Here is a 20,899-nt window from a genome sequence, read left to right as displayed (position 1 = left end):
ACAGGGGCCGGCGGATTCCCGAACGGTCAGCGCTTGGCGTACTGCGTCCAGGGAATGTTCCAGTCGCCGAAGCCTTCGAGTGGTTCCACGGCCGGGGCCCCGGTGTTGAGGGTCCGGACGACGTCACCGGTCTTCATGTTGTTGAAGAACCAGGCGGCGTCCGCCGGGAGCAGCCCGACGCAGCCGTGCGAGACGTTGAACTTGCCCACAGCGCCCCACGCCGATTCCAGGGCCTGGTGGACGTACACGCCGGAGCTTGTCAGGCGGTTGGCGTACTCCACCGTCAGGGGCGGGTAGTAGCCCTTATCCCCGGGTTTCAGCCCGATGCTGCCGGCGTTGAACTTGGACTTTCGCTGCTGCTCCATGATGACCGCGTAGCCGGTTGGTGAGAGCCATTCATCGTCTCCCAGCGTGACCGGAGCGGTCTTGACGAGCTTGCCGTCGAAATAGACCTTCATGGTCTTGGTGTTGTCATCGACGACGGCGAGGCGCTGCGGCCCCACCTTGAAGGAGACCTTGGTATCGGAGTTCCCGATCATGCCGTTGCCGAAGTCCACGCCAAAGAGTTTCAGGTCCACGGTGACTGCGGTGTTCGAGGCCCAGAATGCCTGGGGGCGGATCCGCACACGACGGTCGGAATACCAGCGCCACGCCACAGCCTGGCCGGAGGAGGCCTTGACGGCGACGGCCTTCTCCATGGCGGCCTTGTTCAGTACCGGCTCGCTGAAGACAATCTCGATGGGCTGTCCGGCGCCCACAGTGGTGCCGTTGAGCGGATAGACGGCGGCGTCCGCTTCATTGGCCGGGGCCACGGTGGTGAACGTCTGGGCCTTCTTCGTCTCGCGGCCGGCCTGGTCCACGATGGTGAAGCTGTACTGGTACTCCGTGTCGAATTCCAGGGGATCCTCGGCGGTCCAGGTCGAGCCGTCAGCGCTGGTGGTCCCCGGGACGCTGTCGCCTCCGGCGGCCGGGACCAGCACGACGTCCTTCACCACACCGTTGACTGCCTTGACCGAGGGCGCGGCGGCTGGGTTGACGCTGGTAGCGCCGTCGGTGGGGGTGACACCGAGCTCAACGAGTTTCACGACGGGTGCGGCGAGGCCGGATACGTTCCGCATCGGCGTCGAGGCTTCCGAGGGCATGTCCGCATGGGCCCAGCCCGGTGCCGTGGCGACGCCGATGCCTCCCGCTCCGACAGCTGCGCAGATGGCAAGGACGGCCAGCATTTTTCCCGTATTGCGGGGACGGCGCCCCGGCTGCCGGCGTCGACGCCCGCTGTCTTCAGTCATGGCCACTTCCTGTGTTCCCCCGCTGCTCGTGCCTGTGAACCCGCATCAGAGCTCGCGATCTCCTTATGCCAGCATAAGCGAAGCGGCGCGGCGGGCCGGCCACGGTTTCGGCACGATCAGGTCACAAAAGGAGCCCCGGACGGTGGTCCGGGGCTCCTTGGTGACGGCAGCAGTGCACGGGAACGGCGGGTTCTGCAGCGGCGCCGGCCGCTGCGCCGCTGGGCTCCCTAGTAGCGGTAGTGGTCCGGCTTGTACGGTCCGGACACCTCGAGGTCCAGGTAATCGGCCTGCTCCTTCGACAACTCGGTCAGCTCGACGCCGAGGGCGTCCAAATGCAGCCGGGCGACCTTCTCGTCAAGGATCTTCGGCAGCACGTAAACCTGCTTCTCATACTCCCGTTCGCCCTCGGGCTGGTCGCGCTTGGTGAAGAGTTCGATTTGCGCGATCGTCTGGTTGGCGAACGAATTGCTCATCACGAAGGACGGGTGTCCGGTGGCGTTGCCGAGGTTCAGGAGTCGTCCCTCAGACAGCACGATGATGGAGCGGCTGCCCTCTCCCGTGGCCGGGTCAGCCGCGAAGACCCACTCGTGCACCTGGGGCTTGATCTCGACCTTCTTGATGCCGGGGATCCTGGCCAGGCCGGCCATGTCGATCTCGTTGTCGAAGTGGCCGATGTTGCCCACGATCGCCTTGTCACGCATCCCGGCCATGTGCTCGGCCATGATGACGTCTTTGTTGCCCGTGGTGGTGATGAAGATGTGGCCCTCGGCGAGGACGGATTCCAGCTTCGCGACCTGGTATCCGTCCATGGCTGCCTGTAGCGCGCAGATGGGATCGATCTCGGTGACGATTACGCGGGAACCCTGGCCGCGGAAGGCCTCCGCGGCCCCCTTGCCCACATCGCCGTACCCGCACACGACGGCGACTTTGCCGCCCATGAGGACGTCGGTGGCGCGGTTGATGCCGTCGGGCAGGGAGTGGCGGATGCCGTACTTGTTGTCGAATTTGCTCTTGGTGACCGAATCGTTCACATTGATCGCCGGGAACAGCAGCTTGCCCTGCTCCGCGAGCTGGTACAGGCGGTGCACGCCGGTGGTGGTCTCCTCCGTGACGCCCAGCAGGCGGGAGCCGATCCGTGTCCACTTCTGCGGATCCGCCTGCAGCGACGCCCGTAGTACCTCGAGGAAGACCCTGCCTTCCTCGGACTCGTCGTCGGCGGCCTCCGGAACAGCGCCAAGCGCCTCGAAGTCGGCGCCCTTGTGGACGAGCATGGTGGCGTCCCCGCCGTCGTCGAGGATCATGTTCGGGCCGAGGTCCGGGTTGCTGTCGGCGCCGGGCCAGGTCAGGATCTGTTCCGCCGTCCACCAGTATTCCTCCAGCGTCTCGCCCTTCCAGGCGAACACGGGGACACCCTGGGGGTCCTCGACGGTTCCGTTGCCGACCACAACGGCGGCGGCGGCCTCGTCCTGGGTGGAGAAGATGTTGCAGGAGGCCCAGCGCACCTCGGCGCCCAGCGCCGTGAGGGTCTCAATCAGCACGGCGGTCTGCACGGTCATGTGCAGCGAGCCGGCGATCCGGGCGCCCTTGAGCGGCTGGCTGGCGCCGAATTCCTCGCGGAGGGACATCAGACCGGGCATTTCGTGTTCGGCGAGGCGGATCTGGTGACGGCCTGCCTCGGCCAGGGAGATGTCCGCAATCTTGTAATCGAGAGTCATGTGAGTCCTTTGTTGTGGCCGGCGGGCCGGTCCGGAACGTGGCTGCCTGCGAAGGCGGTGAACGTGCTTATCGGTGACTGGAAAGTACTTCGGTGCCGAAAGGCGCAGCGATGGGCCGGCGGCCTATCGGTCGGCGGGCCGGGACGCTGCCGGTGATTGGGCAGCATCAGCCGCGGCTGTTTCAGCCGCGAAAGCGTCAGACGGGCCGGCATGGGGCTGGCCGGCGTCGTGCTGGAAACCGGGTGCCGCGGCGGCGGCCGGGAGCAGTTCCGGCGGGAGCAGCAGCGGGATGCCGTCCTCGATCGCGTAGCGCAGCTTCTCTCCGGAGGGGCCGGCCGCAGTGGTGACGAGTTCCTCGCCGTCCTGCGCCAGCGGCGAGCCGGTCACGGGGCATCGCAGGACAGACAACAGTTCGGGACTGATCTTCGGCATGGTGAACGCTCCCAGGTGGACGCCGCAGCAGGCGCCGGTGGCTTACGGATTTTGCAGTTTCCAGCCTACCGCCAGTTGCACGTCAGGAAGGTTCGCGCAGGACGCGCAGATGCCCCCGGCGGGTGCCCTCGGCCGGGGCCGGGGCTTCAAGGGCCGCGTGGACACCGCGCTGGCCTTGGCTGGCGTCCGTGGCGGCGGGCCGTGAAGCTGCTTCCCGGACGGCGGTGGCAAGCGCGAGGAGATCATCGGGACCGGGGCCTGCGGGGGTGGCCGGCATGGCGAGCCTCAGCACTTCCCAGCCCCGCGGGACGGTCAGCGATCCGGCATGCTGCTCGCACAGGTCGTAGCAGTGCGGTTCGGCGTAGGTGGCCAGGGGCCCCAGGACGGCGGTGGAATCGGCGTAGACGTACGTCAAAGTGGCCACCGCCGAATTGCGGCAGGCTGACCTTGAACAAAGACGAATTGCACCCACGACATCACAGACTACTCCCCCGGGCCGCCTGCCGCCGTCCGACGCGCTGACGGCGGGTCGGCCAGCCCGTATCGCGTAAACCATTCGCCGGGTTTAGAGTCGAGATATGCAGTCATCGCACCAAGATCCGGGCTTTACGGTCCGCTTGGCTGAAACCGGCACCGGAAGCCTCGACGCCGGTTCCGCACCAGCCGGTACCGGGCGCGCCATGGCGCCGAGGGGCTTCCGGCAGCGGCGGAGGAACCGGCACGGCCGCGGGCTCCGCGGCGAACTGATGCTGCCCACGCTGCCCGGCTACCGCACACGTTCGGACCGCTTCGACGACTTTGTCCTGGACTCGGCCGAGCGGCTGCACGACATCTGGGGCAAGCCGCTGGACGGCGTCCGCTTCGCCGTCGACGAGATTCCGCCGGGGCTTGAACAGCTCGTGGCGGACCGCGCCCCCGCCCCGCTGGGCGCCTACTCCCCCGCCACACCGGACGAGGGCCCGGTGATCACGCTGTACCGCCGGGTCGTCGAGCAGGCCTGCGGCAGCCGCGAGGAACTCCAGGACCTGGTCCACGACGTGGTGGTGGAGTACACGGCCGAGATGCTCGGTGTGCCGCCCGAGTCGCTGGACCCCGTGTACCGCCGCCGGTACTAGGCCCGCTCCCGGGAATCCCGCCGTCGGGTCAGTAGCCGAGCGTGACCGGGACCTGCTCCTGGCCCGCCGCCGCGGGGGCAATCGCGACCGTTGAGATGTCCTGCCGGCCGTCCTGCTGCAGGAGCACGGCACCGTAGGCGGGGTCCCCCGCGGCGGACACGAGGTAGCCGACGAGCCGTGAGCCGCCGACGTCGGCAGGGACCTTGATGGACGCCGTGGTGCCGCCGGCGATGTCGGCGGCAGCGGCCGGCCGGACCTTGCCGTCCGCCGTGATCGGGGTGTAGGAAATGGTCGCCCGGCCCTCCGGTGCGCCGAAGATCAGGTAACGGTCCCCCGATGCAGGGACGGGAACAACGTGCTGGCTTCCGAGCCGCACCGAGGCTGCGGACCAGGCGAAGTCGGAGGCATCCTCAGTTTTGAGTCCCCTCGTGACGCGGGCCGCGGCGGTGAAGGACACGTCCGAGCTGACGGCCACGGTGTAGGGCCCGGCCGGCACTCCGGACAGCGGGACCTCGGTGACGGTTCCGGCTTTGGCCGTGACCACCCCGCCCCCGGGCAGGGCTTTTTGGCCGTCCCGCCCGTACAGCTTGACCGCGATGACCGCGTCGGCCGACCCGGGCACCGTGATCTGCAGCGCCGGCCCGGCATCCCCGAAACCGGATTTCCCCGTGAGGCCCGCCAGCCCGGCCGGGTCCTGGATATCGACACCTGAGATCACCTGGTGGAGGGCAGGAGCGGTGGCCGGGGCGATGAACTCGACACCGCCGGGAGTCAGCCCCCGCAACACGCTTTGCTGAATGCCCGCGGCGACGGGCCCGCCGGCGCTCCGCACCCGGACGCTGAGCCGCTCCTGTCCCGGGGCGAGCCCGGCCAGGATGATCGAGCGCGTAGTGCCCGGCGCCACCAGGAGCCCGCGGCTGCCCGGCGCCTGGATCTGGCCCTTGGCGCCGAAGAGTTCGAGGCTGACGGTGGCCGCGCTGCCGGACGCGTTGCTGAGGTTCAGCACGGCCGTCCGGCCGAGCGCGGTGTTGGCGCCGACAAGCCAGAGATCGTTGGCGGGTTGCTGGCATGCTACGGCGGCCAAACCGCGGAGGTCCCCGTCTTCGGCCGTGTAGCGCATGACCGCCCCGGCGGAAGCCTGGCGATCGGCCTGTGCATCGGCGCTGAGGACAGTGACGGCGTCGACGCCCCGCTGGGACACCACGCCGGCCCGCGGTACGGCCTTCGCGGGCTTGGCCGCGGCCGAAGGACTGCCGGACGCCGGGGTGGTTTTGGCGAGCTCCAGCAGGGTGCCGCCCTCGAGGGAGGCGAGGCGGCTGCCGGGCAGCCCGTTGGCACTGGATCCCAGCACTATGGCATTGACGTCGGTCTTGGCGGTGGCGGACTCCGGGCTGAACTGCGGATCGGTGCCCACGGGGGCACCTTCGAGCAGCCGCGCCGGCCCCGGGCAGACGCCGATGCTGCTGCCGGCGGGGACCGCCGCCAGCGGCGCAGCGACCGGCCGGCTGCTGCCGGGGCCCTGGGGAGAGAGCGCCGTGGCGGACACCAGCCCGCCGCCGGCGGCTACGAGCACGATCGCCGAGACGACTCCACCCAGCCGCCCGGCGTGCGGCAACGCCTTCCAGCGCGACGGCACCCGTGCGGCCGGCGGGCGCCCGGACCGGCCGGAGCTTTGCGGCCGCCGGCCGGAGGAGTTGCCGGCGTTGTCCGGCGACCCGGCGGCGTCGGGGGTTTCCGGGGTGTCGGATTCGGGGGTGTCATCCCTGGGCATGTTGATATTCCTTACGGAGGGAGCCTTCGTCCCGGGAGAGGCCGGTGTTCGGCCGGCGGGCAGGCATGGGGACAGCAAGCAGGGCCGTCAGGCCGATGATGACGGCCTGCGCGACACCCGCCCAGACGGCCCAGGGCGCCTCGTAGCGGAGGCGGAACTGGCCGCCCTGCTCGGGCAGGGTGAAGGCCTGCGCCCAGCCGGACGTGGTGGCCGTCAGGCGGCGGCCGTCGAGCCAGGCGCTCCAGCCCGGATCTGCGCGTTCGGCCAGCACCACGAGCCGGCCCTCCGGCCCGTCGGGTATCGCGGCGTCGGCGGACACGGGCCGGGAGTGGACCCGCCCGATGGTGGAGCCCTCGCCGTCGACGATCCGCACGCGGTGCGCGACGTCGGCGGCCTGGACTGCCGCCTCCTTCACCGGGCTGATCCTCCAGAGCCAGCCGACGTCGGTCTTGCCGACGGCCACCAGCCCGGGCACGGCGTCCATGCGGCTCGCCGTCAGCTGGGCCGCAGTATCGGCGGCCCGCAGGACCACAAAGCCGACACCGAGCTGTTCGAGCTCTGCGCGGGGGTCGACGCCCTGACCGGCGACGATGGTGGCCACGATGTTACGCAGCGACGCCACGGCGGCGTCGTCGTCACGGACCGTCTCCTGGCCAGGCTCCCCCATGATCGGGCGGGCCGCGGCGATGGTGGACAGTGCGTCCAGGGTGGTTCCGGCACCGCGCATCAGCGTGGCGTCAAAGGTTCCGTCCTCGCGGGTGGAGATGAGGAGCGTGCGGGACTGTTCCGGTCCTTCGCCGCGGTCGATGGCCGTGGCGGGAAGGGTCCGCGGCTCCACCGGCTGCACGAGCCTCGCCGCGCCCAGTGAGTCGGTGGCGGGTGGCTCACTGTCCCGTGAGTCAGCTGCGGGCAGCCCGGCACCGGCCGGTTCCGTGACGGGCGCGGCGGCGGACGGCGGCAGCATGTTCTGCGCGGCCCACACCGTAAGGCCGGCGAGCGGTCCGGCCAGCAGGAGGACCATGGCCGTGACCGCGGTGGCGCGGACCAGGACCTTGCGGCCCGCCGTTGCGGCGGCGGCCCGGTCGGCGGAGTCCAGCAGGCCCGAGGCGCCGATCAGCGCCGCCCCCAGAATGGCGAAGGCGGCTGCCGACACGGCCGGTCCCGTGAAGGGCGTGACCAGGGCGCTGGCGCCGACTCCGGTGGCGACCTGGCTGCTGAGCCACCCTCCGGCCAGCAGCAGGAGGGCGGCGGCCCAGAGGGCGCGGGCAATCCGCGGCGGCCGGCCCGGGAGGAACAGCGCGGCCACGGCGAGGAGCAGGGCGGGCAGCCCAATCAAAAGTGCCAGCAGGAGCGCCCAAGGCACGGCCGAGTCGGCTCCGAAGACCGGGAGGCCGGTGAGGCCGCCGCCGGCCGTGAACCGCAGCGGCTGGCCCAAGGCCTGCTGCCAGAGCGGCGCGGCATCAAAGCCCAGCGGAAGGCCGGGGTCCGCGAGCACGGCGCGGGGACGGTCAAGGGTCGAGGCAACGAACGGCACGAACAGGGCAAGGCTGGGCAGCAGCGCCCACCACACGGTGCGGCCGCGGCGGCCCAGGAGCGTGCCGCAAAGCATCACGAGGACGACGGCGGGCAGCAACAGCGAGGGGGCTGCCGCGGTGACGACGGCCAGCGCCAGGCCGGCCGCGGCGGCGGCTGTCCAGGAGGGTGTGCCGTTGATTCCGGGCTTGACCGGCGGCACGTCGGTGAAGCGCCGTTCCCCGGGCGCAGGAACCGCGTAACGGCCGCGGCCCGCGGCGGTGCCGGTGGCCCGCAGCAGGGCGAGTACCAGCAGCGGCATCATGACATGGGTGATGAGGGCTCCGACGCGGCCCTGGTTCAGGGCCACCTGCAGGGCCGGCGCGCCGGCCCAGACAAGGGCTGCGGCCAGGCGCAGGCGTCGGCGCTGCGTCAGGGCACCGGCGGCAAACCATGCGCCGAGGGCGGAGAGCGGCATCGCCAGAATCAGCAGCCAGCCAAGTGCACTGTTGGCGTTGCCGGCGCCGAGTACGCCGAGGATCCAGAGCACGTAGGCGAACGGGTCGCCATGGCCGGGAAGTCCCGCGCCGAGGGTAATCCACCAGCCGGAGGCGTGGTCCCAGATCTCGCCCAGCCTCAGCGAGGCGGGAATCAGGGCGCCGCCGGAAACTGCCTCGGCCCGGAACAGGCTGAGCAGGCCGATCAGGGAGGCCGCGGTGGTGATCAGGACGGCGAGCAGCGCACCGTTGCCCACCCAGCCCCGCTCGGAGGTGGTGAGGGCCGCGAAGTCGTCGGCCGAGTCGCCGGTGGGCTGGTCGGACAGCGGGTGGTTCCCGGTGAGGGGTTCGCCGGAGTCGTCGGCGCCGATGGCCTCCATCAGGGAGCGGCGGTGGGCCCACACCTCACGCCGCGGAGTCTGCAGGCCCTTGATGACGGAACGCCGGATACGGCGGGTCCGGGCGGCGTTGCGCCGGCCCCGGATCACGGCCGCGGGACGGCCGAGGGCGCCGAACGTGGCCAGGAGCTGTGAGAAGCCGTGCCCCGGATCTTTGACGGCAATGCTCAGGACCAGTTTGAAGAGGCTGCCGAGCAGAGCGCCGACGGCGTGCAGCGGCACCTTCCAGGCGGCGGCGTGCTTGAGCCGCAGGTGCACCTGGGCCTTGCGGGCCGCCGACGCGTTGCCCAGGGCGTGCGGGCGGTGCGAGACGTGGAACATCCGGGCGCCGGGAACCACCACCACGCGGTGCCCGGCCAGCCGGTTGCGCCAGCAGAAATCGACGTCGTCGCCGCTGCCCGGCAGGGCCGGGTCAAAGCCGCGGAGGTCCTCCCAGACGTCGCGGCGGATGAGCATGCCGGCGGAGTTGACGGCGAAGGTGTCACTGCGGCCGTCGTACTGTCCCTGGTCGAGTTCGTCGGCGTCGATCAGGGTCAGCCGCTCCGCCCAGCGGCTGGTGGAGAGCCCGACGTCGACCAGCCGGCGCTCGGAGTGCCAGTCCAGCTGTTTGCAGCCCGCCACAGTGACGGACGGTGCGCGTTCCACGGCATGGAGCAGCTCGGCGAGGGCTTCGGGGGCAGGGGCCGCGTCGTCATGCAGCAGCCAGATCCACTCGGCCGCGGGACCGGTGCCGACCGCGCCGTCGCCGCCGACCCCTCCCGGGGCCAGGGCGCTGAGCCCTGCCTGCACCGCGGCGCCCATCCCGCTGCGGGGGTGGTCGAAGACGGTGACGCGGGCGTTGCCGAAGGCCTGTTGAAGGAGGGCTGCGGAATGGTCGCGGGAGCCGGTATCAACACCGATGCAGGTGTCCGCAGGACGGGTCTGAGCCGCCAGCGCCGCGAGGGTCCTGGGGAGAAAGTCACCGCCGTCGTGGGAAACCACGACGGCGGTGACTCGAACTTCCTGAAGAATTAGATCGCTCGCTTCCTAAGCCGGCGCCGCTCGCGCTCGGAGAGGCCACCCCAGATTCCGAACCGCTCGTCGTTGGACAGAGCGTATTCGAGGCACTGCGAGCGGACGTTGCACGCTCCGCAGACCTTTTTGGCGTCGCGGGTGGAGCCGCCCTTCTCGGGGAAGAATGCCTCCGGGTCGGTCTGTGCACAGAGCGCGTCCGTCTGCCAGCCCAGCTCGCCTTCATCGTCGAAGTCCTGCTGGGAGGGCAATCCGATCCAGACCGGCTGCGCGGTGGTTCCCGCGTGGAGGGTCTGAAGTTCCATCGGCGGATCGTGAAGATCGTTGTCGTGGTCCGGACCGGCCAAAAGTTCGTCATGCGCCGCGAGGAAGGCGGTCGCCTGATCCTGCAGCGAGTCTTTTGTGTGTTCGTTGTACCGGTCTGCCGCGTCCGGATCGGCCGGATCTACATACCAGTCGCTCGGCACCCCGCGTGAACGGTATTTGGCCGTGGCCTGCCCAGCAACGACGGCCTCTTCATGGATACGCTCTGCTAGCCCCATTGGCGTTCCCTCTCTGATTTTTGCAGCCTTTGACTGAACCTCGGACACTCGGTTGTGTGCCGGTTTCTGCGCATTGGCCTTCGATACCTAATTACACGTGTGTAAGTATCCGGGAGTCAAGCCACGGCGGAGATAATAATCAACTTGAGATCCAAATCCGGGGCACGCCACGCCCGGGTTTTTTTGGCCCCGCCCCGGAGAACCCGCGGAATAATCAGGGTACTGAGCACTTTAACGAGTTTTTGCCGAGTTCCCGCGAATCTTCCCGCGGCAGTTCGGGCGCGCTGGCCAACGTACGCTGGCGGCGTATGACGGAGATCACAGTCACCCTCTCCGTGGCAAGATGAAGCCATGAGCATCCCGGCAATCGAACTGATGACAGCCCTGCGTTCCGGCCAGGCCACCTCCCCCCGGCTGACCTGGTACGGCCCCGATGCCGAGCGCGTGGAGCTTTCCGGCCGGGTGTTGGACAACTGGGTCGCCAAAACGAGCAACCTCCTGCAGGACGAACTCGACGCCGAACCCGGGACGCGGCTGAGACTGGACCTGCCGGCGCACTGGAAGTCGGTGATCCTCGCCCTGGCGGCCTGGCAGCTCGGCATGGAGGTGGTCTTCGGCGACGCCGGGGCCGAACTGCTGGCGACAGCCGACCCGGCCCCCGGAGCAGCGCAGGGGGCGTTCGACGCCGTCGTCGCGGTGGCGCTGCCGGCGCTGGCCATGCGGTGGCCGGGCGAGCTGCCCACCGGCGTCGTGGACTACGCAGCCGAGGTGCGCTCCCACGGCGATGTTTTTATGGCGCATGTCGATCCGGAAGGGTCGCGGCGTGCCGTGCTGGACGCCACCGGGGCCGAATACACCCACGCCGGACTGCTGGACGGCTTCGCGGCAACGCACGACGACGGCATCAGGCTGTTGGTGCCCGCCGTCGAGGGACTGGAATCCGCCCTGGCCCAGTCCCTCGGCGCCTGGCGCAGCGACGGCTCAGTGGTGCTGGTGCACCCCGACGTCGTGGTGACAGAGAAGCTGCTCGCCGACGAGCGCGTCAACGGCAGCTGACCTAGGCCTGCGGGCCGGGCAGTTCCGGATCCTTGACGGCGACGCCCTCGACGTGGACGCCCTCCCTGGTGTGGGGGTGGCGTTCGATGATCTCGTGGTCGTGGGAGAACTCCGGCTCTTCGTCGAGTTCCTTGTTGAACACCAGGAAGCGGTACGCAAAGAAGCGGACGACGGTGGCGACGAGGATGCCTACCACCCCGGCAGCGAACAGCATGTTCTTGTCCGTAACACCGAAGCCGTATTTGGCGAGGGCGGTCAAGCCGGTGGAGATGCCGATGCCGATGCCGTTGATCAGGATGAACATCAGGAACTCACGGACCACGTTGTCCTGGCGCCGGTGGCGGAAGGTCCAGAAGCGGTTCGCGATCCAGGAAAAGATGGTGGCGATGGTGGCGCCGACGAAGCGGGCCTTGGCCTCGCTGTCGGTCATCGGGCCGTGCATCAGATAGTACGTGAGTCCGTTGTCGATGATGAACGCAACACCGCCCACCGCACCAAACTTGGCCACTTCGCGCCAGAAGAGCGAGGCGAGCCCGCGCAAGCGCTCCGTAAGTGTAGTAATCATGACCCTCCGTGGCCTTCGTGAACTGTCGGCCTTTGGGCCAACTGCCCATTTTAGCGCTGAATGCCGGGAGCTCCCCCCGGCGCGCGGTCCGCGTATCCAGGCTGCGCCCGCCCCGGAATTTCAAAAAGCCGGGATATGGCATGGCTTTCGGTAGGCTGGGACTTGTGACTTTTCCTGTGATCGGTGTTGTTGGCGGCGGCCAACTCGCCCGAATGATGGCCCCGGCGGCCACCGCCCTGGGCTTCGAGCTCCGTGTCCTTGCCGAAGGTGAGGACGTCTCAGCCGTCTCCGCCGTGGCCAACGCCCCGGTCGGTGATTACACGGATCTGGACCACCTCCTGGAGTTTTCCCGCGGCCTCGACGTCCTGACGTTCGACCACGAGCATGTGCCCACGGAGCACCTCCGTTCCCTGCAGCGCGCCGGCGTCAACGTCCACCCCGGACCGGATGCCCTGGTCAACGCCCAGGACAAGCTTGTGATGCGGGCGGCCATCGACAGGCTGGAGCTGCCCAATCCGCGCTGGGCCTCCGTGGACGACGTCGCCGGGCTGATCGCATTCGGCGACGAAACCGGCTGGCCGGTGGTCCTCAAGACCCCGCGCGGCGGCTACGACGGCAAAGGCGTACGGATCGTGGACTCCGCAGCGGACGCCGCGGACACAGCCGACTGGTTCGCCGCGATGTCGCCGCTGCTAGCCGAAGCCAAGGTGGAGTTCAGCCGCGAACTCTCGGCCTTGGTGGCCCGGACCCCCGACGGCGAAGCACGGGCCTGGCCCGTGGTGCACACGATCCAGGTCGACGGCGTCTGCGATGAAGTCATCGCCCCGGCCCTGGACATCCCGCTGGAGGTCGCAGCTGCGGCCGAGAACGCCGCCCTCCGGATCGCCAGCGAACTTGGCGTCACTGGTGTGATGGCCGTCGAACTGTTCGAGACCCCCGGCGTGGGAGCAGGCTTCCTGATCAACGAACTCGCCATGCGTCCGCACAACACCGGCCACTGGACCCAGGACGGCTCGGTGACCAGCCAGTTCGAACAGCACCTCCGGGCCATCCTCAACCTGCCCCTCGGTGCCACCGACCTGCTCGGTCCGGTGGTCGTCATGAAGAACTTCCTGGGCGGCGAGAACCAGAATCTGTTCTCCGCCTACCCCGCGGCCCTCGCCAGCGAGCCCGCGGCGAAGGTCCACTGCTACGGCAAGGCCGTCCGCCCGGGCCGCAAGATCGGCCACGTCAACCTCGTCGGCGGCTCCGTGGCCGACGTCGACTCCGTGCGCGAACGGGCCACCACGGTCGCCAACATCATCCGCAACGGAAGGGCCCAGCCCCGCACCGCTGCGGAAGCCCACGAGGAGAACCCATGAGCGCCAGCAACACAGCCCCCGCCACCGACGTCCAGTTCCCGGCCGCGGCGGATGCCGGGGCCGATGCCCCCCTCGTCGGGCTCGTGATGGGCTCGGACTCCGACTGGCCGGTGATGGAGGCTGCTGCCGAGGCCCTCGCCGAGTTCGGCATCCCCTTTGAGGCGGACGTGGTCTCCGCGCACCGCATGCCCCTCGAAATGGTCCGCTACGGCCAGACGGCCCACGAACGCGGCCTGCGCGTCATCATCGCCGGCGCCGGCGGTGCCGCCCACCTGCCGGGCATGCTCGCCTCCGTCACGCCTCTGCCGGTCATCGGCGTCCCGGTGCCGCTCAAGACCCTCGACGGCATGGACTCCCTGCTCTCCATTGTCCAGATGCCCGCCGGGGTCCCGGTCGCGACCGTATCCATCGGCGGAGCCCGGAATGCCGGCCTTCTGGCCGTGCGCATGCTGGCCTCCGGGACGGACCCCCTGGCCGCACAGCTCCGCGCCGCCCTGGCCGATTTCGCCCAGGAGCTCAATGACGTCGCCACCCGGAAGGGCGCGAACCTGCGGCAGAAGGTGAGCGAAGTGTTCGCCGACGCAAACGTCGTCACCCGGGGCAGCCGTTAGGGATCGCCGGATGACCAACAGTTACGCCCCTTCCCGCCAGCCGGCACCGCGGAACCGGACGGCTGCGTCGTCCCTCACCAATCCCGTCCGCTATCCCTCGGGCGCGGCAGCCCCGGTGCTGACCAAGCGGGCGTTCCTGCTGGTCCTGATGACACTCCTGGTGCCCGGCAGCGCCCAGACCGTTGCCGGCAACCGGCGGCTGGGGCGGTTTGCGCTGCGTGTCACCCTCACCGTCTGGGTGCTGGGCATCCTGGCGGCAGTGCTCCTCCTGGTATCCCGGCCGACGCTGATCAACCTGTTCACCAGCCCGATTGCCTCGCTGCTGCTCATTCTCTGCCTGCTGGCGCTGGCCGTCGGCTGGGCAGCCCTGTTCATCAACACACTGCGGCTCATCCGGCCCGCACTGCTGACCCCGAAGGTGCGCCCCGCCGTCGTGGTCACCCTGGTGCTGGCGATGATCCTCAGCAGCGGATCGCTGGGCTACGCCGCGTACCTGCTCAACGTGAGCCGGGACGCCATCGGCAACATCTTCTCCGCGGGACCGGCAATGGAGCCCTCGGAAGGCCGGTACAACTTCCTGATGATGGGCGGCGACGCCGGGTCCGACCGCACAGGCCGCCGGCCGGACAGCCTCTCGGTTATCAGCGTGGACGCCACAACCGGCGCGACCGCCATCATCTCCGTGCCCCGGAACCTCCAAAACGCGCAGTTCAGCGAAGACTCCCCGATGCGCAGCATCTACCCCGACGGCTACGACTGCGGCAATGAATGCCTCATCAACGCCATCAACACCGAGGTCACCAACGAGCACAAGGACCTCTACCCCGGCGTGGAAGACCCCGGCGCGCAGGCCACACTGGAAGCCGTGTCCGGGACGCTTGGCATCAAGGTCCAGGCCTACGTCCTCGTCGACATGGACGGCTTCGAACGGCTCATCGATGCCATGGGCGGCATCAAGATCAAGGCCGGCGGCTGGGTTCCGATCAGCGGCGAGACCGTTGACGAGGCCAACGGAATCCACGGCATGCCGCTGGGCTGGATCCCGGCCGGCGACAATACCCTGGACGGCTACCACGCCCTCTGGTACGGCCGCTCCCGCGAATTCGTGGACGACTACGCGCGCATCGCACGCCAGCAGTGCGTCCAGCAGGCCATGCTGAAGCAGCTCGATCCGGCGACCCTGCTGGCAAAGTTCGAGGACATCGTCAAGGCCGGCACCAAGGTGGTCGACTCCAACATTTCCGCCAGCCAGCTGGGGAGTTTCGTGGACCTGGCGATGAAGTCGAAGGGACAGGAAATGCGCCGGCTCACCATCGGGCCGCCCGATTTCGACGCGTCCTTCTCGACGGTCCCGGACTTCGACCAGATCCACCAGAAAGTCGACGCCCTCCTCGCTCCGGCACCCGCGGCGGGTGCCGCCGACGACGTGATCCTCCAGCAGGACCAGGTACCCGGCCCGCTGTCGGCAGCCGGCAGGACACCGGGCGCGCAGCCCGGCACCCAGCCCGCACCGTCGCCGTCGTCGTCGGACTTCACCCCGGTGACCACGACGCCGGACGGCGAACCGATCACCGAAGAAATGCTGAACGAGTTCAAGCGCAATGGCGACGAGCAGTCGATCCGCAACCTGGTCGCCACAAACGGCCAATGCGCTCCACTGTAGTTCCAGTGACCGTTCTTTCCTTTACCAGGCTTCCGCAACGGAGCTTCCGCAACAGATAGGGACACCCAGGCCGTGTACGAACTCGAAAATGTCCTCCGGCCCTATGCCTGGGGCTCCACCACAGCCATCGCCGGGCTGCTCGGCAGGCCTGCTTCCGGCGGTCCCGAGGCTGAGCTGTGGATCGGCGCGCACCCTGACTCACCCTCGGTGGCGCTGAGTCAGTCCGGTTCGGCGGGCGCCCATGCCGCGGTCGCGGACCATGGCGGACGCCGGCCCCTGGATACGCTGATCGCGGAAGACCCGGAGCACCACCTGGGCCGCGAGAGCGTCGCCGAATTCGGCCCCCGGCTTCCCTTCCTGCTCAAAGTCCTGGCCGCCGACAGCCCCCTCTCGCTCCAGGTGCACCCGACACTTGACCAGGCCCGGGACGGGTTCGCCCGCGAGGAGGCCGCCGGGGTGGACCGCGCCGCGGCGGAACGCAACTACAAGGACGACCACCACAAGCCGGAGATGATCCTCGCGCTGACGCCGTTCGAGGCGCTGTGCGGCTTCCGGCCGGCGGTCGAAGCGCGTGCCGTCTTCCAGCTGCTGGCGGCGGATTTTGACCTCGCCGGCCTCGAACTGCCTCCGCTCGTCCCGCTGCTGCTGCAGGATCTGGCGCAGCCCGAGGAACACACCGCCCTGCGCTCGGCCTTCGAGCGGCTGATCAACGGCGGCGAGGACATCGCGGACGCGACGTCGGCCATCGTGGCCGCCCTCGTCTCCGGCGCCCCGACGGCGCCGTACCAGGCGGAGCTTTCCACCGTTGTGACACTCAACGAGCGGTACCCGGGCGATCCGGGCGTGCTGATTTCGCTGCTGCTCAACCGGATCTCGCTGGCACCGGGCGAGGCTGTCTACCTCCCGGCCGGCAACGTCCATGCCTACCTGCACGGACTCGGCATTGAGGTCATGGCCTCCTCGGACAACGTGCTGCGCGGCGGGCTGACACCGAAGTTCGTGGACGTGCCCGAACTGCTCCGCACCGTCTCCTTTGACGCCGTCGGCGTGCCCATGATCCTCCCCGAGACAACGATGCTGGGGCAGGAGGTCTTCCGGCCGCCGTTCCGGGAGTTCCAGCTGCAGCGCGTCGAGTTGGAGCCCGGCGCGGACCCTGTTCCGCTGGCACAGGAGGGCCCCGCCGTCATCATCGTGGTGTCCGGCGCCGTGCTCCTGGACTCCCCCAAGGGCGAGCTGCGGCTGGAGCGCGGCGGAAGCGCCTTCCTGCCCGCGGCTGAGGCCCCGGTCAACGCACACGCCGTGTCCGGTGCCACCGGGACCGCCCTGGCCTTTGCCGTCACCACCGCCCTGAAAGGCTGAGACCGTGGACCACTTCCTGCAGAGCCCCCCGTGGGCCGCGTTCCAGCGCAGCCTTGGCCGGACCGTGCACCAGCGTTCGGGCCCCGGCTGGAGTTTCCTGGCCATCGAGGAAAGCAACCCGGCCGGTAAGCTCCTCTACGCGCCCTACGGTCCGGTGGCAGCTTCCCTCACCGCGTTCGACGCCGCGCTGGCGGCACTCACGGACCTGGCCCGCAGCTGCGGGGCCGTGTTTGTCCGGATTGAACCCGTGGATGCCGGCTTCGCGGCCGCCGAAGCCGACGCGCTCCTGCGCACGCGCGGCCTCCGGCCCGCCCCGGCCAACCAGCAGCCCGAACTGAGCTGGATCGTGGACGTGGACCGCGACTTCAAGGATGTCCTCGCGGACATGAAGCCGGTGAACCGCAACCTGTACCGGAACATCCACAAGAAGGGCGTGACGTTCCGGTCCAGCCAGGACCCGGATGACATATCGGTGCTGCTGACGTTCCTGCACCTGACGGCGGCGCGCAACGGATTCAAGCCGCAGAGCGACGAATACCTGACCCAGGTTGCACGCTCGCTCATGCCGGCCGGCGCCGCGACGCTTTTCGTCGCCGAGCTTGAGGGCGAGCCGATCGCCGCCGCCCTGGCCTACGACTCCGCGGATACCCGCACTTATGCGCACGCCGCGCTGGATGACGCGCACCGGAAACTCAGCGCCGGCATTCCGCTGCTGGTCACGCTGATGGCGGATGCCAAGGCCAAGGGTTTGAAGCACGTGGACCTCTGGGGTGTGGCCCCCGCGGACCAGCCCGACCACAAATGGGCCGGCTTCACGGCGTTCAAGAAGTCCTTCGGCGGGCGCGAGGTGGTCTATCCCGGAACCTGGGACCTGCCGGTGAACAAGCTGCGCTACAGCGGGTACCAGCTGGCCCGGAGGGGCGCGCAGGCCGCCCGCCGCGGCGTCCGTGCGGCCCGGACGGCGCCTGCCCGGGTGCGAGGCGCGCTCGGACGCTAGCTGTACTGCCGCGCCAGGGCTCCACCACTGGACATGGTCCGCCGTCGCACCCCGCGCTGCCCACCCTCCGCGGCTGGGCATGCCCCACCTTGGACATGGCGGATGGACATAGACCCACCATGTCCAATCCCGGGCCCGACCACTGAGCATGTCCCCCGCTGGACCCAGCTCTGGGCATCCCTCCCCCGCTGGGCATGCCCCGCGCTGGACATGGCGGATGGACATAGCCCCACTATGTCCAATCCCGGACCCGACCACTGGGCATGTCCCCCGCTGGACCCGGTCGCGGCCAGCGCGGCCAGCCTGGCCATCCCGCAAACTAGCCCGGAAACAGCAGATCCCGGGGCGCGAAACGCACCCCGGGATCCGGATGTTCTGGCTCGTGCTGCGGATGCTAGCCCTTGCGGGCGTAGCCCTCCCACTTGCTGGCCTGGTGCTCGCCATCAACGAAGCGGATGGTGCCGGACTTGGAACGCATCACGATGGACTGGGTGAGGACCTTGTCCTTCGAGTAGCGCACGCCCTTGAGCAGGTCGCCGTCGGTGATGCCCGTGGCCGCGAAGTAGCAGTTGTCGCTGGAGACGAGATCGTTGGTGGAGAGCACGCGGTCCAGGTCGTGGCCGGCGTCGATCGCCTTCTGCTTCTCTTCGTCGCTGGTGGGCCACAGCCGGCCCTGGATCACGCCGCCCAGGGACTTGATGGCGCAGGCAGCGACGATGCCTTCCGGCGTTCCGCCGATGCCCATCAGGGCGTCCACCCCGGTACCGGAGCGGGCCGCGGCGATGGCGCCGGCGACGTCGCCGTCCATGATGAACTTGGTCCGGGCACCGGCCTCGCGGATCTCCTCCACGAGCGGGCGGTGCCGGTCGCGGTCCAGGATCATCACGTTGAGCTGGTTGACTTTGACGCCCTTGGCCTTGGCGATCAGGTGCAGGTTCTGCTTGACCGGCAGGCGCAGGTCAACCATGTCGGCGGCTTCCGGGCCGGTGACGAGCTTTTCCATGTAGAAGACCGCGGAAGGGTCGAACATGGAGCCGCGCTCGGCGACGGCGAGGACGGCCAGGGCGTTGTTGATGCCCAGCGCGGTCAGGCGGGTTCCGTCGATCGGGTCGACGGCGACGTCGCACTCGGGGCCGGTGCCGTCGCCGACGCGCTCCCCGTTGAAGAGCATCGGGGCTTCGTCCTTTTCACCTTCACCGATCACCACAACACCGTTGAAGTGGACAGTCTGGAGGAAGGAGCGCATGGCGTCGACGGCGGCGCCGTCGGCCTTGTTCTTGTCCCCGAACCCCACCCAGTGACCGCCGGCGATGGCGGCGGCTTCGGTGACGCGGACCAGTTCCAGAGCGAGGTTGCGGTCCGGCTCGTCGATGCCGACGGCGAGAGACGGGGAAAGCGTGGAGTACTTCTGGGTCATTGGCGCTGGTGTCACGTGAACCTCTTCTTCGAGTGGCGATCATTGAAGCCGCACGGACAGGTCGATCCGTCGCGGTGATTCGTTGGTTAGTGATCTCGTCTGCTACTGATCATAGTCGCGGCGAAAAGCTGCGTCTTGGAATGACCAATCCGTGAAACGGCAGGCACTGCCCCGCCCGGCACCACCGAATGTGAGATCGGCCCGGAATGGGCGACTATAGAGGGGTGAGTGAATTGCAGGAAACGCCCCCCGCAGCCCCAGCCTCCCCTGCCGGGACCACCGGCACGGAAGCCCCCGGCCAACCGCCCGTCAAGCCCGTCCTGACCGCCGGAGCGGCCAAACGTGCGAATGCCTCGGTGATCGGGATGATCATTGCGCTGGTCCTGAGCATCGCCACTTTCCTGCCGATCGTTCTGATGAACCCCTCACCCAAGTCCGACGGCTACCGGCCGGACATCAACGTCAGCGCCGTGGCACGGAACGCCGCGGATGTGGCGGGATTCACACCCGCGGCCCCGGAAACCGGCGAAACATTCCGTGCCAATTACGCCCGCTGGGAATCCGGCACGGGCAGCGGCGTCCCCACCTGGGAGGTGGGCTACCTCACCCCCAAGGAAGCCTTCATCGGAATGGTCCAGACCCGGCAGGCCAATCCCACCTGGCTGCTCCAGCAGGTCAAGAGCGCGCCCGTCACCGGTAGCCGCAGCGCCGGCGGCCGGGACTGGGAACTCCGCGACACCGGCAAGGGCGAGAAGAGCATGGTGCTTGTCGACGCCGGAGGGACCACCGTCATCCTGACAGGCTCCGCCCAGCTGGATGAATTCACGACGCTGGCAACCGCGGTCGTGAAAGCCCTGGACACCAAAGCCGGCGCGTCACCCGGGAGCACGGCGGTCGCAACAGTTTCACCTTCCGCCGCCACTTCGCCGTAAAGTAGGGGCCGTGGCCACCTATCTCACCCCAGCACTTGCCTGGCGCCGCCTCCGCGAAGGCAACGAACGCTTCGTGTCCGGCGCATCGTCCCATCCGAACCAGGACGCGTCCCGACGCTCCTCACTCGTGGAAAACCAGCATCCGTTCGCGGTGATCTTCGGCTGTTCGGATTCCCGGCTCGCCGCTGAAATTATCTTCGACCTCGGCCTCGGGGACGCCTTCGTGGTCCGCACCGCAGGCCAGGTGATCGACGACGCAGTGCTCGGTTCCCTCGAATACAGCGTCAGCGTCCTTGGCGTGCCGCTGATCGTAGTCCTCGGGCACGACAGCTGCGGAGCGGTCACGGCCACCAAGAACGCCGTGGAGACCGGACAGATGCCCGTCGGCTTCATGCGCAGCCTCGTCGAGCGCATCACACCGTCCGTACTGACCTCGCTGCGCAACAACCAGCACGACGTCAACGACATGGTGGTCGAGAACGTCAAACAGACGTCGCAGCGGCTCGTAGACAGCTCGCGGGTCATTTCCGATGCCGTCGGCGGCGGCCGGGCGGCAGTGATCGGCCTGGCCTACAGCCTGGCCGAGGGCAGGGCGGACCTCGTGTCCGGAATCGGCGAGCTCTAGCGTCCTGCAGCGCGGGTAGCAAGCCGTTCAC

General features: G+C 68.9%; 17 protein-coding genes and 1 pseudogene. 9 read left to right on the top strand and 9 right to left on the bottom strand.

What is annotated here, in order from left to right; all coding sequences use genetic code 11:
• Window positions 1-26: 26 nt before the first annotated feature.
• From ASE96_RS16970 to ASE96_RS16955, 4 genes and pseudogenes are all read right to left on the bottom strand, one after another.
• Window positions 27-1,289, bottom strand: a complete 1,263-nt coding sequence (locus ASE96_RS16970; protein ID WP_056433146.1) for a L,D-transpeptidase — start codon at window positions 1,287-1,289, stop codon at window positions 27-29.
• Between the two features lie 227 nt (window positions 1,290-1,516).
• On the bottom strand, window positions 1,517-3,004 hold the full coding sequence (ahcY, locus tag ASE96_RS16965) for an adenosylhomocysteinase (protein ID WP_056433144.1): 1,488 nt from the start codon (window positions 3,002-3,004) through the stop codon (window positions 1,517-1,519).
• A 222-nt stretch (window positions 3,005-3,226) separates the two neighbouring features.
• A pseudogene (locus ASE96_RS16960) lies at window positions 3,227-3,436 on the bottom strand (Trm112 family protein); the annotation flags it as partial.
• A gap of 82 nt (window positions 3,437-3,518) precedes the next feature.
• Window positions 3,519-3,908, bottom strand: a complete 390-nt coding sequence (locus tag ASE96_RS16955) for a DUF3499 domain-containing protein (protein WP_056433138.1) — start codon at window positions 3,906-3,908, stop codon at window positions 3,519-3,521.
• A gap of 106 nt (window positions 3,909-4,014) precedes the next feature.
• Between ASE96_RS16955 and ASE96_RS16950 the strand changes: the two genes are divergently transcribed.
• Entirely contained in the window at window positions 4,015-4,551 is a 537-nt protein-coding gene (locus ASE96_RS16950; protein WP_056433136.1) for a metallopeptidase family protein, read from the top strand.
• Between the two features lie 28 nt (window positions 4,552-4,579).
• Here ASE96_RS16950 and ASE96_RS16945 read toward each other — a convergent pair whose 3' ends face one another.
• The 3 genes from ASE96_RS16945 to ASE96_RS18960 are packed head-to-tail and all read right to left on the bottom strand — an operon-like array spanning window position 4,580 to window position 10,282.
• Window positions 4,580-6,322: a DUF5719 family protein gene (locus tag ASE96_RS16945; RefSeq protein ID WP_235500310.1), complete on the bottom strand. Its 1,743-nt coding sequence runs from the start codon at window positions 6,320-6,322 to the stop codon at window positions 4,580-4,582.
• Complete coding sequence (locus tag ASE96_RS16940) at window positions 6,309-9,710, bottom strand: glycosyltransferase family 2 protein (RefSeq protein WP_056433135.1); 3,402 nt, start codon at window positions 9,708-9,710, stop codon at window positions 6,309-6,311. Before ASE96_RS16940 ends, ASE96_RS16945 begins: the two co-directional genes overlap by 14 nt.
• 29 nt (window positions 9,711-9,739) lie before the next feature.
• Window positions 9,740-10,282, bottom strand: coding sequence for a WhiB family transcriptional regulator (locus ASE96_RS18960; RefSeq protein WP_082492817.1), 543 nt, complete (start codon window positions 10,280-10,282; stop codon window positions 9,740-9,742).
• A gap of 351 nt (window positions 10,283-10,633) precedes the next feature.
• Between ASE96_RS18960 and ASE96_RS16930 the strand changes: the two genes are divergently transcribed.
• Window positions 10,634-11,338 carry a TIGR03089 family protein gene (locus ASE96_RS16930; protein WP_056433134.1) on the top strand — a complete coding sequence of 235 codons (705 nt, stop codon included), beginning with the start codon at window positions 10,634-10,636 and terminating at the stop codon, window positions 11,336-11,338.
• A gap of 1 nt (window position 11,339) precedes the next feature.
• On the opposite strand, the gene ASE96_RS16925 is transcribed toward ASE96_RS16930, so the two are convergent.
• Complete coding sequence (locus tag ASE96_RS16925) at window positions 11,340-11,903, bottom strand: GtrA family protein (protein WP_056433133.1); 564 nt, start codon at window positions 11,901-11,903, stop codon at window positions 11,340-11,342.
• Between the two features lie 212 nt (window positions 11,904-12,115).
• Here ASE96_RS16925 and ASE96_RS16920 point away from each other — a divergent pair, with 212 nt between their 5' ends.
• The 5 genes from ASE96_RS16920 (at window position 12,116) to ASE96_RS16900 (ending at window position 17,894) form a co-directional block, all read left to right on the top strand.
• A complete protein-coding gene (locus tag ASE96_RS16920) occupies window positions 12,116-13,264 on the top strand; it encodes a 5-(carboxyamino)imidazole ribonucleotide synthase (RefSeq protein ID WP_056433131.1) in 1,149 nt (382 codons plus the stop codon).
• Window positions 13,261-13,875: a 5-(carboxyamino)imidazole ribonucleotide mutase gene (purE, locus tag ASE96_RS16915; protein ID WP_442853909.1), complete on the top strand. Its 615-nt coding sequence runs from the start codon at window positions 13,261-13,263 to the stop codon at window positions 13,873-13,875. The genes ASE96_RS16920 and purE overlap by 4 nt, the downstream gene beginning before the upstream one ends.
• A 10-nt stretch (window positions 13,876-13,885) precedes the next feature.
• Window positions 13,886-15,538, top strand: a complete 1,653-nt coding sequence (locus ASE96_RS16910; RefSeq protein WP_056433128.1) for an LCP family protein — start codon at window positions 13,886-13,888, stop codon at window positions 15,536-15,538.
• A 72-nt stretch (window positions 15,539-15,610) separates the two neighbouring features.
• A complete protein-coding gene (gene manA, locus ASE96_RS16905) occupies window positions 15,611-16,897 on the top strand; it encodes a mannose-6-phosphate isomerase, class I (RefSeq protein WP_056433125.1) in 1,287 nt (428 codons plus the stop codon).
• 4 nt (window positions 16,898-16,901) lie between these two features.
• On the top strand, window positions 16,902-17,894 hold the full coding sequence (locus ASE96_RS16900; RefSeq protein WP_056433122.1) for a lipid II:glycine glycyltransferase FemX: 993 nt from the start codon (window positions 16,902-16,904) through the stop codon (window positions 17,892-17,894).
• Between the two features lie 394 nt (window positions 17,895-18,288).
• Here ASE96_RS16900 and glpX read toward each other — a convergent pair whose 3' ends face one another.
• Window positions 18,289-19,311 (bottom strand): class II fructose-bisphosphatase, encoded by a 1,023-nt coding sequence (gene glpX, locus ASE96_RS16895; RefSeq protein WP_200913083.1) that lies wholly within the window; start codon window positions 19,309-19,311, stop codon window positions 18,289-18,291.
• Window positions 19,312-19,535: 224 nt separating this feature from the next.
• On the opposite strand from glpX, the gene ASE96_RS16890 reads away from it, so the two are divergent.
• On the top strand, window positions 19,536-20,243 hold the full coding sequence (locus tag ASE96_RS16890) for a DUF4245 domain-containing protein (protein ID WP_442853908.1): 708 nt from the start codon (window positions 19,536-19,538) through the stop codon (window positions 20,241-20,243).
• Between the two features lie 10 nt (window positions 20,244-20,253).
• Complete coding sequence (locus ASE96_RS16885; RefSeq protein ID WP_056433118.1) at window positions 20,254-20,868, top strand: carbonic anhydrase; 615 nt, start codon at window positions 20,254-20,256, stop codon at window positions 20,866-20,868.
• Window positions 20,869-20,899: the final 31 nt, after the last annotated feature.

Origin of the sequence: Arthrobacter sp. Leaf69, from assembly GCF_001422645.1 — a bacterium.
Lineage (GTDB): Bacteria > Actinomycetota > Actinomycetes > Actinomycetales > Micrococcaceae > Arthrobacter.
The sequence above is the reverse complement of the archived record's forward strand: the minus strand, read 5'-3'. Positions and strand labels throughout refer to the sequence as shown.